The organism is Streptomyces sp. NPDC037401 (assembly GCF_055602345.1).
In genome coordinates this window covers 17,089-31,135 of record NZ_JBVJWO010000040.1, presented here as the reverse complement: position 1 = coordinate 31,135, position 14,047 = coordinate 17,089, and the positions used below count along the sequence as shown (strand labels likewise).

Here is a 14,047-nt window from a genome sequence, read left to right as displayed (position 1 = left end):
GACATCCTCCACCAGGGCCTCCCCCAACAGTTGCTTACACGAACGGTGTTGTTACAGGTATCCGCGGTCGATCAATGCATACAAATCATCATCAGTACCGCTTTCCAGGACCGCTTCCTCCACCGTTTCCGGGGCGACCGGCGCCTGTGGCTCGAGGAGCGAGAAGACGTGGGCGGCGAGCGCCTGAGGACTGGGGTAGCTGAACGCGACGGTGGCCGGGAGCCGTACTCCGGCCACTGCGGCGAGCCGGTTGCGCAGTGCCACGGCCATCGAGGAGTCGAAGCCCAGGACCTTGAACGTCTCGGCGGACCGCGCCTCGAGAACGGCGCCCGTCAGCTTGGCGTCCTTCGCGCTCATCAGCGCCGCCGTCTCCTCGCACACGAGCGTGAGGACATCCGGTTCCGAGCGCAGTCCGGCCGCCCTGGCACCGGGGCCCGGTCCGTCCGCCTGCCCGGCGGGCGCGGCGGCGGTGGCGGTGCTGTCGGATGCCTTCAGCCAGTACCGCTGCCGCTGGAAGGCGTAGGTCGGCAGGCCGATCCGGTGCGGCCGGCCGCCGGCGAACACCGGCTTCCAGTTCACCGGCACACCGCGCACGTGCAGCCCGGCCAGCGACGCCAGGATCTGGCGCGCGCTCCCGTCGCGCTTGTGCAGCGTGCTCGCCAGCACCGGCGGGGACGCCAGCGCATCTGCGGCCTCCTCCATCGCCACCTGGAGCAGGGGGTGCGGGCTGACCTCCACGAACACCCCGCCGTGGTCGCGCATCAGGTCTCCGACGACCTCGCCGAAACGCACCATCGAGCGGAGGTTGTCGTACCAGTACGTGCCGGAGAGCTCGCGGGTGTCGAGCAGCCCGCCGGTGACGGTGGAGTGGAACTTCACCGCCGTTTCCCTCGGCAGGACGCCCTCGCTGTCCTCGACGACGCGTTCGCGGATGCGCTCGACGTGGTGGCAGTGCGAGGCGTAGTCGACCTTGACCCGCCGCACCCGGACGCCCTCGCCGGCCGCCTGCTCGGCGAACTCGTCCAGTGCCTCGCCGTCACCGGCGATCACGACCGACGCGGGGCCGTTGACGGCGGCCACGGAGATCCGCCCGGACCACTGCGCCAGGCGCTCCTCGACCCAGGCACCGGACGCGGCGACCGCGCTCATCCCGCCGCCGAGGTCCGACAGGTCGATCAGGGCCCGGCTGCGCAGGGCGCTGATCCGCGCCGCGTCCTCGAGCGACAGCGCGCCCGAGACGCACGCCGCGGCGATCTCGCCCTGCGAGTGGCCCACCACGGCGTCGGGGACCACTCCCAGCGAGCGCCACACCTGGGCCAGCGACACCGCCATCGCGAACAGCGCCGGCTGGACGACGTCCACGCGGTCCAGCGACGCGGCCGAGTCCGCACCGGTCAGCACGTCCACCAGCGACCAGTCGACGTACGGCGCCAGGGCCCGCTCGCACTCGTCGACCGAGCGCGCGAAAGCCTCCGACTCGGCGTACAGCTGCCTGCCCATGCCCAGCCACTGCGATCCCTGGCCGGGGAAGACGAAGACGACGGGACCGGTCGGACCGGTGGCGACCCCGCGGACCGCGTGCGCCGAGTCGCCGCCCGCCGCCACCAGGTCGAGACCGGCGAGCGCCTCCTCGCGGCTGCCGCCGAGCACGACGGCCCGGTGGTCGAACTGCGAGCGCGTCGTCACCAGCGAGTGGCCGATGTCGGACGCCGACAGCGAGGAGTCCGCGGCCACCAGGTCCCGCAGCCGGGCCGCCTGCTCGCGCAGGGCGGGCTCCGACCGCGCCGACAGCACCCAGGGCAGCACGCCGGACGCGCCCGCGGAGGCCGTGTCCCGGCCTGCGGCAGCGGCGTGCGTGCCTGCCTCGGGGGCCTGTTCGAGGATCACGTGGGCGTTGGTGCCGCCCATGCCGAACGCCGAGACCCCGGCGCGCCGCGGCCGGCCGGGCCCGCCCGGCCAGGGCCGCGCGGCCCGCAGGACCTCGAAGTCCTCGTGGAAGTCCGTGATGGCGGGGTTCGGGGAGCGGAAGTTCAGGCTGGGGACCAGCTGGGCGCGGTCCACGCAGAGCGCGGCCTTGACGAAGCCGGCGATTCCGGCGGCCGGCTCCAGGTGCCCGACGTTCGTCTTCACCGAGCCGATCGCCAGCGGGCGGCTGCGGCCGGTCTCCCGGAACACCTCGCGCAGACCGGCGGCCTCGGCCGGGTCGCCCATGCGGGTGCCGGTGCCGTGGGCCTCGACGTAGTCGACGCTGTCGAAGTCGACGCCGGCGCGCTCGAGGGCGGTCCGCACGGCCGCCGCCTGCCCGACGGGGCTGGGGTCCGGCATCCGGGTGGTCGCGCCGCCGCTGCCGACGCCCCAGCCGCGCACCACCGCGTAGATGTGGTCGCCGTCGGCGACGGCGAGGTCGAGCCGCTTGAGCACGACGAAGGCCCCGCCCTCGCCGCGGGCGAAACCGCTGGCCCGGTCGTCGAAGGTGAAGCAGCGGCCGTCGGGCGACAGGGCGCCCATGTTCGCCAGGCCCGCTCCCGCCTCCGGGTCGACGATCAGGTGCACGCCGCCCGTGATCGCCATGTCGACCGCGCCGCTGCGGATCCGGTCGCACGTCAGCGCGAGCGACACCAGCGAGGAGGACTGGCCGGAGTCCGCGCAGAAGCTCATGCCGCGGACGTCGAACCGGCTCGAGATGCGGTTCGCGATCATCGCGCCGTTGGCGCCGAGCGCGGCGTAGTGGTCGTCCCGGTCGCTGCCGGTCAGCTTGCGCAGCGCGTCGTACCCGGAGGGCGCGGTGCCCACCACGACGTCGACCTCGCGGCCCGCGAGGGCGGATGCCGGGATACGGGCGTCCTCGACGGCCTCCCAGGCGAGCTCGAGGCCCAGCCGCTGCACGGGGTCCATGGCGGCCGCCTCCGCCGGACCCGTGCCGAAGAACTCCGCGTCGAACCCGTCGATGGAGTCGAGGAACGAACCCGAGCCCAGGGTGTCCGCATCCGGATGCGAGGTGTACTTCGATCCGGCCGCACGGTGCTCGGGGAACTTCCCCACGGTCGATTCCCCGTCGACCAGCAGCTGCCAGAACTCACGCAGGTTCTGCACACCGGGGAACCGGCACGACATCCCGATCACGGCAATATCGGCGGCTGCGCCACTCATACGAATTCCTTCCGGTTCCCTCGGCATATGGCTCTTGCGGGCGGCACTGCTCTCACCGCCAACTGGTCATCAGCTTCAACAGCTCGTCCGGCGCGTCCATGAAGTCGTAGTGGCCGCCGTCGACGACCCGGAATTCGACCGAGTCCGAGTACTGGCGCCATCCCTGGAGTTCTTCGAGGGTGACGTCGGCGTCGTCGCTCCAGTGCAGGACGACGATCGGGCAGTCGACCTTGGCGGGCTCCAGCCGCCGGTACGCACCCGCGGCGGCGTGGTCGCGGAGCAGCACGAGCATGCCCAGCTCGATCATGTCCGGCCGCGGCTCGATCCCGCGGCTGCGGATGAACGCCTCCAGCTCGGCGCGCAGCTCGGGCTCGGTCATGGCGAGCATCCGGTCGCGCGAGGCGTCGTGCGGGGCCGGCTGGCCCGACACGAAGAGGCAGTCGGGGCCGGGCAGGCCGCGTGCGGCGAGCCGGAGCACGGTCTCGTACGCGGGCATCGCGCCCGCACAGTGCGCGAAGAACGCGTACGGCCGGTCCAGCAGGGGCTCCAGCGGGTCGACCAGGCTGTCGGCCAGGTTCTCGTAGGAGCCGTAGTGCGGGTGCCCGAGCCGGTTCTCGCGGCCGGGGAACTGCACCGGGCTGACCTCGACGTCGTCGATGGCGGCCGGCCAGGCGCTGAAGGCCGACGCCCCGGACCCGGAGAAGGGGAAGCAGAAGATCCGGGCGGGGTGCTCGGCGGACTGCGGCCGGACGAACCACGGCGAGGGGGCGGTGGTGGAGCCGGTTGTCATGGCGTCTGCCGTTTCTTGCCGACGATGGGGAGGTGGGTCATGCCGGCGATGAAGTACGACCGCAGGTGCTGCGGTTCGCCGGCGAGCTCGAGCGACTCGAACCGCGTGAGCAGTTCCTCGAAGAAGATGCGCAGCGTCATCCGGGCCAGCGGGGCGCCGATGCAGAAGTGCGTCCCGAACCCGAACGCGGCCTGGCGCTTGGCGCCCTCGCGGGTGATGTCGAACGTGTGCGGGTCGGGGAAGAGGGTCTCGTCCCGGTTGGCCGACCCGATCCACGCCACGACCGCCCCGCCGGCGGGGATCGTGCCCCCGCCGATCTCGACGTCGTCGACGGCGTACCGCATGAAGTTGCACGCGGCCGACGTCCAGCGCAGGCCTTCCTCGACGAGGTTCGGGACCAGCGTCAGGTCGGCCGCCGCCTTGTCGAACTGCACGGGGCGCTCGATGAGCGCCTCGACGGTGCCCGAGACGGTGTGCGGCGTGGTCACGTTGGCGCCCAGGAGGATGCTGTAGCCGTCGAGGGCGATCTCCTCGTCGGACAGGGCCTCGCCGCCCGGGCGGAAGGTCATGAGGTGGTGGAGCAGGCTCTCGTCCTCTTCGCCGGTGTTCCGGCGCGTCTTGACCCAGTCCCTGACGTAGGTGAGGAGCTCGTGGTGCGAGATGGCCAGGGTCGCGGCCTCGTTGCCCAGCTGGAAGTGCGGGTCCGAGGGAGCCGTCACCATCGCGGTCAGCTGGACGAGCTCTTCCCAGTCCTTCTCCGGGAGGCCCAGGAGGGGGCCGGTGACCATCGCCGGGAGCAGGAGCGCCTTCTCGGCCAGGTCGAAGACCTCGCCGTCGAGCGCCGGCTCGAGGAAGCGCACGATGGTGGCGCGGATCTTGTCCTCCCAGGACTTCACCGCGCGCGCCGTGAGCTTGGTGCCGAGCGGCCGGCGGACCTCGGTGTGCCGCGGCGGGTCGGTGGACGTCATCAGCACGCCGGCCGCGGGGTCGTCCGTCCCCAGGTGGGTGGGGACCGTACCGCGCTCGGAGGTGAACTCCCGGTGGTCGCTGAGCACGCGGCGGACGTCCTCGTAGCGGGTCACCGACCAGAACTCGCGGCCGTCCGGCAGGACCTGGTGGTGCAGCGGCGCCTTGGCGCGCATCACGTCCCAGATCGGGTGCGGATCGCCCGTCGTGTAGAGGTCCAGGTCGAACAGGTCGAGGCTGGCGAGGTCGACGTCGCGTGCGGGACCGGGCGTCAGCCTCACGCCGCCGCCCTCCCCTGCTCGATCAGCTCGGCGACGCGGGCCGGGGTCTGCGCGAGGTAGAAGTCGCGCACGGACAGCTGGACGCCGTAGTCCTGCGACACCCGCTCGATGATCTTGATGCCGGTCAGCGAATTGCCGCCGAGCACGAAGAAGTCGTCTTCCACCCCGACCTGGCCGGAGTTGAGGTACTCGCTCCATATACCGGCGATTTCCTGCGCCAGCGACACCGATTCCATTGCCAGTCTTCCCTTTCTCCACCGACCGGGAGTGCCCGCTCGCGTCATTTCCGGCCCTGTTTCCGGGCCGTCACCGGCATTACGGCCACCGGGGCCTTTTGCTGCACTGTCCCGCCGGCGAGACAGAATTCTTTGAACGGCCGGACCGAGTCTCGCGTGAATTCGCGTCCGATCACACCGGTGCTCGTGGTGTCCGGTGCCCGTCGGCCGATGGGGTTGAGAGTGCACCGGCCGGCCTCCCCGGCGGCGCTCCCCAGGACCGTCCCGCCGGCGGGACAGGGCAAGTTCGACAGCGGCTTGCCTCGTCCTGGCACGGCGTTTATTGACCGGCTGATTCACGTTCAGTGAACGTGAAGGTGATTCAACGACGTTAGAGGCGCAGTGGAATGAGGGGAACGACGTGGGAAACAGGGACATCGATGCTGACGTGGTGATCGCGGGCGCCGGGCCGACGGGCCTGATGCTCGCCTGCGAGCTGCGGCTGGCGGGCGTCGACGTGGTCGTGGCCGACCGGCTCCCGGAGCGGACGGGCGAGTCCCGGGCCGGCGGGATCCACTCCCGCACCCTGGAGGTGCTGGACCAGCGCGGAATCCTGGACCGCTTCCTCGAGGTCGGCGAACTGCAGCCGGTGGGCCACTTCTCCGCTCTCTTTCTAGACTTCGACGAGTCGGAGTCGAGGCACCCCTACCCGCTGATGATCCTGCAGTCCGCCATCGAGGAACTGCTCGAGGAGCGGGCCGGCGAGCTCGGCGTGCGGATGCTCAGGTCCTCCGAGGTGACCGGGCTGCACCAGGACGAGGACGGCGTCACCGTCGAGCTGGGTGCGGCGCCGGACGCGCCGACGCTGCGCGCCCGCTACCTGGTGGGCTGTGACGGCGGGCGCAGCACCGTGCGCAAGGCGGCGGGCATCGACTTCCCCGGCACCGCGCCGACGATGACCTCGCTGATCGGCGACGTCGAACTCCCCGGTCTGACCGAGGACTACATCTGGGTGCGGCGCGTCGCGGGCGGCGACTACTCGGCGGTCTCCTTCGAACCGGGCTCGGGCTGGTTCCGGGTCATCACCTCGGAGTACGACCGCGTCGTGGACCGCGACGAGCCCACGACGTTCGAGCAGCTCCGGGAGGCGCTGATCCGGCTGGCGGGCACGGACTTCGGCATGCACAGCCCGCGGTGGATCTCCCGCTTCAACGACGCCGCGCGGCAGGCCGCGCAGTACCGGCAGGGCCGGGTGCTGCTCGCGGGCGACGCGGCGCACATCCACTTCCCGGCCGGCGGGCAGGGCCTGAACATGGGCGTGCAGGACGCGGTCAACCTCGGCTGGAAGCTCGCGTCGGTGGTGCTCGGCAAGGCGCCGGAGAGCCTCCTGGACACCTATCACGCCGAGCGCCACCCCGTGGGGGAGCGCGTGCTGCACAACACCCGCGCGCAGGCGGCCCTGGCCCGGCCGGGCGCCCAGACGGACGCGCTGCGCGACGTCTTCAGCGAGCTCATGGTGTTCGACGAGGTCAACACGCGTCTGCGCCACATGCTGAACGCGCTGGACCTGCGCTACCCGGTCGACGGCCACCACCAGCTGGCGGGCCGCCGGGTCCCCGACGCCGACATCAAGACGTCCGACGGCGCCGGCTGCGTCTACGAGCTGCTGCACGACGGCCACGCGGTCCTGCTCGACCTGAGCGGCAGCGCCGAGCTGGCGGCGGTCGCCGGGGGCTGGGCCGATCGCGTCGACTTCGTCGAGGCGCGCAGCGAGGACGACGAGTGGCCCGTACCGGGCATCGGCGAGATCCCCGCTCCCGCCGCGGTCCTGATCCGCCCCGACGGCCATGTCGCCTGGGCGGCCGACGCCGGCGAGGCCCTCGACGCCGCCGAGCTGCGGACCGCGCTCACCACCTGGTTCGGTCCGGCCCGGCAGGGCTGAGGCGCCTGCGGCAACGGCCGGCCCGCGGGAGGCCGCGGGCCGGCCGGGGCACACGACGACGACGGCGGCCGCCGGGACCACCACGGTCCCGGCGGCCGCCGCCGTCGTCGTCGTACGGGGCCGGGCGGCGGAACGCACGAAGCCGCCCCGGCGACTTCGCCGGGGCGGCTGTGGTGGACGGGGCCCCGACCGGTCGGGCCGACCTGGCCCGAGCTGGTGGGGGCTGCCTCGAACCGGGTGTGGTCACGCCCGCTTCTTGAACGTGGAGACCGCCCACGCGTACCCGATGACGGTGAACCCGACGCACCAGGCGACGGCCGCGGTCGCGTCGCCGCTCGACGGGTTTCCCTCGAGCAGCCCGCGCAGCGTCTCGATGATCGGGGTGAAGGGCTGGTACTCCGCGAACTGGCGCACGCCGGCCCCCATCGACTCCGCGGGGACGAACGCGGTGCTGAGGAACGGCAGCATGATCAGCGGCACGGCGCCCATGCCGGCCGACTCCGCGGTCTTCGCGGCAAGCCCCATGGCCACGGTGAGCCAGCCGGTCGCGATGCTGACGAGCACGATGACACCGATCACGCCGAGCCAGTCGGCAGCGCTCGCTTCCGGGCTGAAGCCCATCGCGAAGGCCACGGCGACGATGGCCGCGGAGCCCGCCAGGGCGCGCACCGTCGTGATGACGACGTGGCCGGTCAGCATGGCGCTGCGGGAGACGTCCATGACCTTGAAGCGGTTGATGACGCCCTTGGTCATGTCGGAGTTCACGGCCGTGGAGGTGGCCGAGAGCCCGTAGCTGATGGCCATCACGAGCAGACCCGGCGTCACGTAGTCGATGTAGTCGGTGCCGACGCTGAACGCGCCGCCGAAGACCTTGACGAACATCAGCATGATCACGATGGGGACCAGGACGGCGTTGAACATCGTGATGGGGTTGCGCACGTTGTGCTTGATGTTGCGGCGCAGCATGATCGCCGCATCGGCCAACGGCGTCGAGACAGTGCTCACTGTGCGATCGCCTCCTTGCTCTTGTGCTCGGTGCTCGAGTTGTCGGTGAGGGCGAGGAAGACGTCGTCCAGGTCCGGCCGGTGCACCGAGAACTCCTGGGCGTCGATCGAGTGGGCGTCGAGCCGGTCCAGCAGGGCCCGCAACGACCTGGTCTCGCCGTCGCTCGGCACGCGCAGCATGAGCTCGTCGTCGTCCCGCGTGGCCTCGACCAGGATCCGGGCCGCCGCGTCGAGTTCGTAGTGGTCGGCGAAGCGGAACTGCACGTGGGTGCCGGGGATCTGGCGCTTGAGCTCGTCGGGGGTGCCCTGGGCGGCCAGGCGGCCCTGGTTGAGCACCGCGATCTGGTCGGCGAGCTGGTCGGCTTCCTCGAGGTACTGGGTGGTGAGGAAGATGGTGGTGCCGTCGGCGACGAGCTCGCGGACGATGCCCCACAGGGTGCGCCGGCTGCGCGGGTCGAGACCCGTCGTCGGCTCGTCCAGGAAGATGATCTCCGGGTCGCCGACCAGCGTCATCGCCAGGTCCAGCTTGCGGCGCATACCGCCGGAGTAGGTCGCCGACAGCTTGTCCGCCGACTCCACCAGGTCGAAGCGCTCCAGCAGGCTCGTGACCAGCTTGTCGCCGCCCCGCACACGCTTCAGGTCCGCCATCAGCTGCAGGTTCTCCCGGCCCGAGAGCAGGTCGTCGACCGCAGCGAACTGACCGGTCACGCCGATGGCCGCGCGCGCCTGCTTGGTCGCGGTCGCCACGTCGTGCCCGGCGACCCGCACCGTGCCGGCGTCGGGCTTCATCAGCGTCGTCAGGATGTTGACCGTCGTCGTCTTGCCCGCCCCGTTCGGGCCGAGCAGGGAGAAGACCGAACCCGCGGCGACATCGAAGTCGATGCCGTCGAGCACGACCTTGTCGCCATATGCCTTGCGCAGCCCTGAAACTGCAATCGCTGAACTTCTCATGCCTCCACTTTCCTCTCCGGGCCTGTTACGCACCTGTCGCATCCCTGACACGGCGCTCAAGCCACGCCCTGGTCAGAGGACCGTTCGATCCGTCGCCAACCACCGCGCTAGCGGCTGCCGGCGGACTCCGCTTCGATCACGTCCAGAACCTCCCGGCCGAGATCGACCAGGTACATGTGGTCGCCCGGGAACTCCACGTAGGTGAACTCGCCGGTGGTCGCCGCCTGCCACTGCCGGCCCTCTTCCGCGGTGACCAGGCCGTCGACGGCGCCGCGCAGCGAGGTGATGGGCACCGTGACCGGGTCGTCGGTGCTCGGCACGTAGTTCTCGTGCATCTCGCAGTCGGCCTGCAGCACGGGGAGGATCAGCTCGCGCATCTCCGGGTGGTCGAGGGCCTCGTGGCGGAAGCCCGCGAACTCCTCGACCCTGGCGAGGAACTCCTCGTCCTCGAGCCCCGACGCGCGGCGCTCGCGCTGGGTCCACGGGCCCGGCGAACCGCTGACGACCAGCCGCTCGACGTGCACGCCGCGCGCGGTCAGCAGGTGGACCAGCTCGTACGCGAGCACCGCGCCCAGGCTGTGCCCGAACAGCACGACCCGCGCCCCTTCGCCGAGGTCCGCGACGATGTCGTCGAGCGAGCCCTTGGCCGCCTCGATGACGTTCCGGTACGGCTCCTCGAGGATCCGCCGCTCCCTGCCGGGCAGCTCGACCGACGTGACGCGCCAGCGTCCGGCGGACAGGTCCCGCCACGGGTGGAAGAACGACGGACCTGCTCCCGCGAACGGCACGCACAGCAGCGTGGTCCGGTCCCCGAGTTCGGCGGACACGCCGGGTTCTGACACCCCGACCAACCCCAATCATCCATTGGATCGTTTGTTGAAAGATTCCGGTGCGCACGGACCGGGAACGGCAGACGGGCCTACGGTCGCTACGCCAGCTTCCGGTTCAGGACCTCGAAGACCTCGGCCACGGGTCCGGGCATGTTCATCTCATGGTGCACGGCGCGGACCTCGTGGACCTCGAGGTTGCCTTGAACGTACGGCCGCCACAGGTGGTCGTACTGCTCCTCCTGCTCGGTCGCGCTGAAGAACAGCACGTCGCCGCGGTAGACCGGGGACTCGAACGCCATCATCCGGCCCATGTTGTTGGCCAGCACCCGCGCCATGCGGTCCAGGAACTCCTCCTGGTTGTCGACGCCGATGTACCGGCCGAAGTAGTCGTCGAGCTCGGCCCGGTACTCCGACAGCTGTTTGCCTTGGTGGATCGCCGTGAAGCCGTGGCCGCCGGGCTGGGAGTCCAGGATGGCCACGAAGGCGATCTCGTGCCCGAGCCGGTCGAGCCGGTCCGCGACGGCCTGTACGACGGTGCCGCCGTAGGACCAGCCGACGAGGTGGAAGGGGCCCTCCGGCTGGATCTTCAGCATCTCGGAGACGTAGTCCTCGACCATCTCCTGCACGGAGCCGGCCAGCGGGTCCACGCCGTTGGAGCCGCGGGACTGCAGGGCGTAGGCCGCCCGGTTCTGCACGAACGGCACGAAGCTGTAGTACGCCCAGCCCAGGCCGCCGCCGCCGTGGAAGAACCACACCGGCTCCTTGCCCGTGCCGGGGTCGGCGTTGAGCGGCAGCACGATGTCGAACGGGTCGGCGTGGTCACCGCCGTGGGTGGCGCCGGAGAGCAGCGCGGCCAGCTCTGCCACCGACGGGAACCTGATGATCGTTCTGAGGGGGATGACGACGTCGAACTCCCGGCGGATGCGGGCGCTGAGCTGGGTGGCCAGCAGCGAGTGGCCGCCGAGCGAGAAGAAGCCGTCGTCGATGCCGACCTTCTCGCGGCCGAGCAGTTCGGCGTACAGCGCGCACAGCTTCCGCTCGTGGGCGTTCCGCGGCTCGCGCCCGACCAGGACGTTCGTGTCCTCCGAGGGCAGGGCCCGGCGGTCGAGCTTGCCGTTCGGGGTCAGCGGGATCTCGGTGAGCGGAACCACCGCGGACGGGACCATGTACTCCGGCAGGCGCGCACGCAGGTACACGTTCAGCTCGGCGAACAGCGGGGCGTCCGGTGCCGCGGCCGCCGCGTCGTCGGACTTGGGCACGACGTAGCCGACGATGCGCTTGTCGCCCTCGCGGCCCTCGCGGACCACGACCGCCGCCTGCGCCACACCGGGATGCCCGCTCAGCACGTGCTCGATCTCGCCCAGCTCGATCCGGAAACCCCGGACCTTCACCTGGAAGTCGGTGCGCGCGACGTACTCCAGAGCGCCCTTGCGGTCCCACCGGACCAGGTCGCCGGTGCGGTACATCCGGGCGCCGGCCGGGCCGAACGGGCAGGGCACGAACCGCTCGGCGGTCAGGTCCGGCCGGCCCTGGTACCCGCGGGCCAGGCCGTCGCCGGCGATGTACAGCTCGCCCTGGACGCCGCGCGGGACGGGGCGCAGGCGCGCGTCGAGCACGTAGACCCGGGTGTTCCCGACCGGCGACCCGATCACCACGCCCTCGCCCTCCTCGATGGGCGCCATGGTCGACCAGGTGGTGGTCTCGGTCGGGCCGTACCAGTTGCCGACCTCGGCGGCCTGCTCGGCGAGGGTCTCGGCGAGGCGTACCGGCACGGCCTCCGCGCCGGTGATGATCCGCAGGCCCTTCGCGGCGTCCGGCTCGTGCGTGAGCAGCATCTGCCAGAAACCGGGCGTGGCCTGGACGACGGTGACCCCGTGGCGCCCGATCAGCTCCAGCACGGCCGACGGCTCGGTGACGGTTTCCTTCTTCGCCAGGACCATGGTCGCGCCGGAGACGAACGGCAGGTACAGCTCGGTGTTGGCCATGTCGAACGACACGGTCGTGCTGAACAGCATCCGGTCGGCCGGCGACAGCGGGAACCGCTTCTGCACCGAGGCGATGAAGTTCGCGAGCGCGCCGCGCGGGATGGCGACCCCCTTGGGGGTGCCCGTCGAGCCGGACGTGTAGATCACGTACTGGGTGTTGTCCGGGTGGACGGCAACGTCCGGCGCCGTGTCGGGGTACGCCGACCAGTCCGCGGCGGCCAGGGTGTCGGCGTCGAGCACCAGCACCGGGTCGGCCTGCTCCAGGACGAAGTCGATGCGTGAGCGGGGGTGTTCGGGGTCGATCGGCACGTAGGCCCCGCCGGCCTTCAGCACGGCGAACAGCGCCACGATCAGGTTCACGGTCCGGGGCAGGGCCACGGCGACCAGCGACTCGGGTCCCACGCCCCGGCCGACGAGCCAGTGGGCCAGCCGGTTCGAGCGTGCGTCCAGCTCGCGGTAGGTGAGGGAGTCCTCCTCGCCGATGACGGCGAGGGCGTCGGGCCTCTCCTGCACCTGTGCGTGCACCGCCGCCAGCAGGCCCTGCTCCAGGGTCGGCTCGGCGGTGTCGTTCACCTCGACCAGCAGCCGCTCGCGCTCCTGCGCGCCGAGTACGTCGATGTCCCCGACGGACAGCGCCGGGTCGGCCGCGACCTGTTCCAGGACGCGGGCGAACCGCTCGCCCATGTCCTCGACGGTGTCCCGGTCGAACAGCTTGGTCCCGTACTGGATGTCGCCGTACAGCGTCCCCGAGGCGTCGTCCATGGTCATGCTGAAGAACAGGTCGACCATGGCCTTCGAGGTGAGGGCCTGCACGAACTCTGCGTCGAGGCCGGCGAAGTCGAAGGTCGGCTTGGCGAAGTTCTGCCAGCCGCACATCACCTGGAACAGCGGGCGGTACGCCGTGGACCGCTCGGGGTTGAGCTCCTCGACCAGGACGTCGAAGGGCACGTCCTGGTTCTCGTAGGAGGCCAGCGCCTTGTTCCGGACCTGCGTGAGCAGGTCGGCGAAGGACGGGGCGCCGGAGAGGTCCACGCGCAGGACCAGGTTGTTGACGAAGCAGCCGATCAGGTCGGCCAGGGCCTCGTCGGTCCGCCCGGCGATCGGGGAGCCGATCGGCACGTCGTCCCCGCCGCCGAGCTTGGACAGCAGCACGGCCAGCGCGGACTGCACGACCATCGACATGGTCGCGCCGCGGTCGGCGGCCAGCTTCTCCAGCCCGGTCGCCACCTCGGGCTTCACCTCGAAGCGGACCGTGTCGCCGTCCGTGCTGACTTCCTCGGACCGCGGGCGGTCCAGCGGCAGGGGCAGCGGCTGCGGCACGCCGGCGAGCTCGTCACGCCAGTACGCGACCTGCTGCCCGCCGATGCTGCCCGGGTCCGCGAAGTCGCCGAGCACCTCCCGCTGCCAGAGCGTGTAGTCCTTGTACTGCGCCGGCAGGGGCTCCCAGGCCGGCGCCCGGCCGTCCTTGCGGGCGGCGTAGGCGGCGGCCAGGTCGCGGGCCTGCGGCGCACCCGAGCTGCCGTCCGTGGCGATGTGGTGGATCACCAGGACCAGGACGTGCTCCTCGGGCGCGACGCGCAGCAGGGTCGCCCGGATCGGGACCTCGGCCGCCAGGTCGAACGTGTGCGCGACGGCCGCGTCGATCGCGGCGTGGACGCCCTCGGGTGACGCGTCGACCACCGGCAGCGGCAGCTGCACCAGTGCCTCTGCCGTCGGCAGGATCCGCTGATGGGGCTCACCGCTGTCATCCGCCACGTAAGTGGTGCGCAGGATCTCGTGACGGTCGACCACGTCGTGGAGCGCGGCGGCCAGGGCCTCCTGGTCCAGCGGTCCGGTCAGCCGCAGGGCCGAGGACATGTTCCAGGTCTCCCCGCCCTCCAGTTGGTGCAGGAGCCAGTAGCGGCGTTGTGCGAATGACAGCGGAATCATCATC

Annotated in this window: 9 protein-coding genes; 1 reads left to right on the top strand and 8 read right to left on the bottom strand. The window is 71.3% G+C overall.

The features are described 5' to 3' along the window. Nucleotides 1-51: 51 nt before the first annotated feature. Genes ACZ7H1_RS31675 through ACZ7H1_RS31660 form a run of 4 tightly spaced genes read right to left on the bottom strand, consistent with a single transcriptional unit; the run spans nucleotide 52 to nucleotide 5,423 of the window. Nucleotides 52-3,150, bottom strand: coding sequence for a type I polyketide synthase (locus ACZ7H1_RS31675; protein ID WP_470791281.1), 3,099 nt, complete (start codon nucleotides 3,148-3,150; stop codon nucleotides 52-54). Nucleotides 3,151-3,202: 52 nt separating this feature from the next. Beyond that, nucleotides 3,203-3,940 (bottom strand): thioesterase II family protein, encoded by a 738-nt coding sequence (locus ACZ7H1_RS31670; RefSeq protein WP_470791279.1) that lies wholly within the window; start codon nucleotides 3,938-3,940, stop codon nucleotides 3,203-3,205. Then, a complete protein-coding gene (locus ACZ7H1_RS31665; protein ID WP_470791278.1) occupies nucleotides 3,937-5,187 on the bottom strand; it encodes a cytochrome P450 in 1,251 nt (416 codons plus the stop codon). The genes ACZ7H1_RS31670 and ACZ7H1_RS31665 overlap by 4 nt, the downstream gene beginning before the upstream one ends. Beyond that, nucleotides 5,184-5,423: a phosphopantetheine-binding protein gene (locus ACZ7H1_RS31660; RefSeq protein ID WP_470791276.1), complete on the bottom strand. Its 240-nt coding sequence runs from the start codon at nucleotides 5,421-5,423 to the stop codon at nucleotides 5,184-5,186. Before ACZ7H1_RS31660 ends, ACZ7H1_RS31665 begins: the two co-directional genes overlap by 4 nt. 400 nt (nucleotides 5,424-5,823) lie before the next feature. On the opposite strand from ACZ7H1_RS31660, the gene ACZ7H1_RS31655 reads away from it, so the two are divergent. Beyond that, nucleotides 5,824-7,344, top strand: coding sequence for an FAD-dependent monooxygenase (locus ACZ7H1_RS31655; RefSeq protein ID WP_470791275.1), 1,521 nt, complete (start codon nucleotides 5,824-5,826; stop codon nucleotides 7,342-7,344). A 243-nt stretch (nucleotides 7,345-7,587) separates the two neighbouring features. Here the strand turns inward: ACZ7H1_RS31655 and ACZ7H1_RS31650 are convergent, their stop codons facing one another. From ACZ7H1_RS31650 to ACZ7H1_RS31635, 4 genes are all read right to left on the bottom strand, one after another. Further along, a complete protein-coding gene (locus ACZ7H1_RS31650; RefSeq protein ID WP_470791273.1) occupies nucleotides 7,588-8,349 on the bottom strand; it encodes an ABC transporter permease in 762 nt (253 codons plus the stop codon). Further along, nucleotides 8,346-9,299, bottom strand: a complete 954-nt coding sequence (locus tag ACZ7H1_RS31645) for an ATP-binding cassette domain-containing protein (protein WP_470791271.1) — start codon at nucleotides 9,297-9,299, stop codon at nucleotides 8,346-8,348. The genes ACZ7H1_RS31650 and ACZ7H1_RS31645 overlap by 4 nt, the downstream gene beginning before the upstream one ends. Before the next feature lie 107 nt (nucleotides 9,300-9,406). After that, entirely contained in the window at nucleotides 9,407-10,126 is a 720-nt protein-coding gene (locus ACZ7H1_RS31640; protein WP_470791269.1) for a thioesterase II family protein, read from the bottom strand. A 101-nt stretch (nucleotides 10,127-10,227) separates the two neighbouring features. Further along, nucleotides 10,228-14,046, bottom strand: a complete 3,819-nt coding sequence (locus ACZ7H1_RS31635) for a non-ribosomal peptide synthetase (protein WP_470791267.1) — start codon at nucleotides 14,044-14,046, stop codon at nucleotides 10,228-10,230. Nucleotide 14,047: the final 1 nt, after the last annotated feature.

Excerpts from the sequence above, each read along its gene's own strand:
- ACZ7H1_RS31675 (WP_470791281.1), bottom strand. The coding sequence starts at position 3,150 with ATGAGTGGCGCAGCCGCCGATATTGCCGTGATCGGGATGTCGTGCCGG.
- ACZ7H1_RS31670 (WP_470791279.1), bottom strand. The coding sequence starts at position 3,940 with ATGACAACCGGCTCCACCACCGCCCCCTCGCCGTGGTTCGTCCGGCCG.
- ACZ7H1_RS31660 (WP_470791276.1), bottom strand. The coding sequence starts at position 5,423 with ATGGAATCGGTGTCGCTGGCGCAGGAAATCGCCGGTATATGGAGCGAG.
- ACZ7H1_RS31645 (WP_470791271.1), bottom strand. The coding sequence starts at position 9,299 with ATGAGAAGTTCAGCGATTGCAGTTTCAGGGCTGCGCAAGGCATATGGC.
- ACZ7H1_RS31635 (WP_470791267.1), bottom strand. The coding sequence starts at position 14,046 with ATGATGATTCCGCTGTCATTCGCACAACGCCGCTACTGGCTCCTGCAC.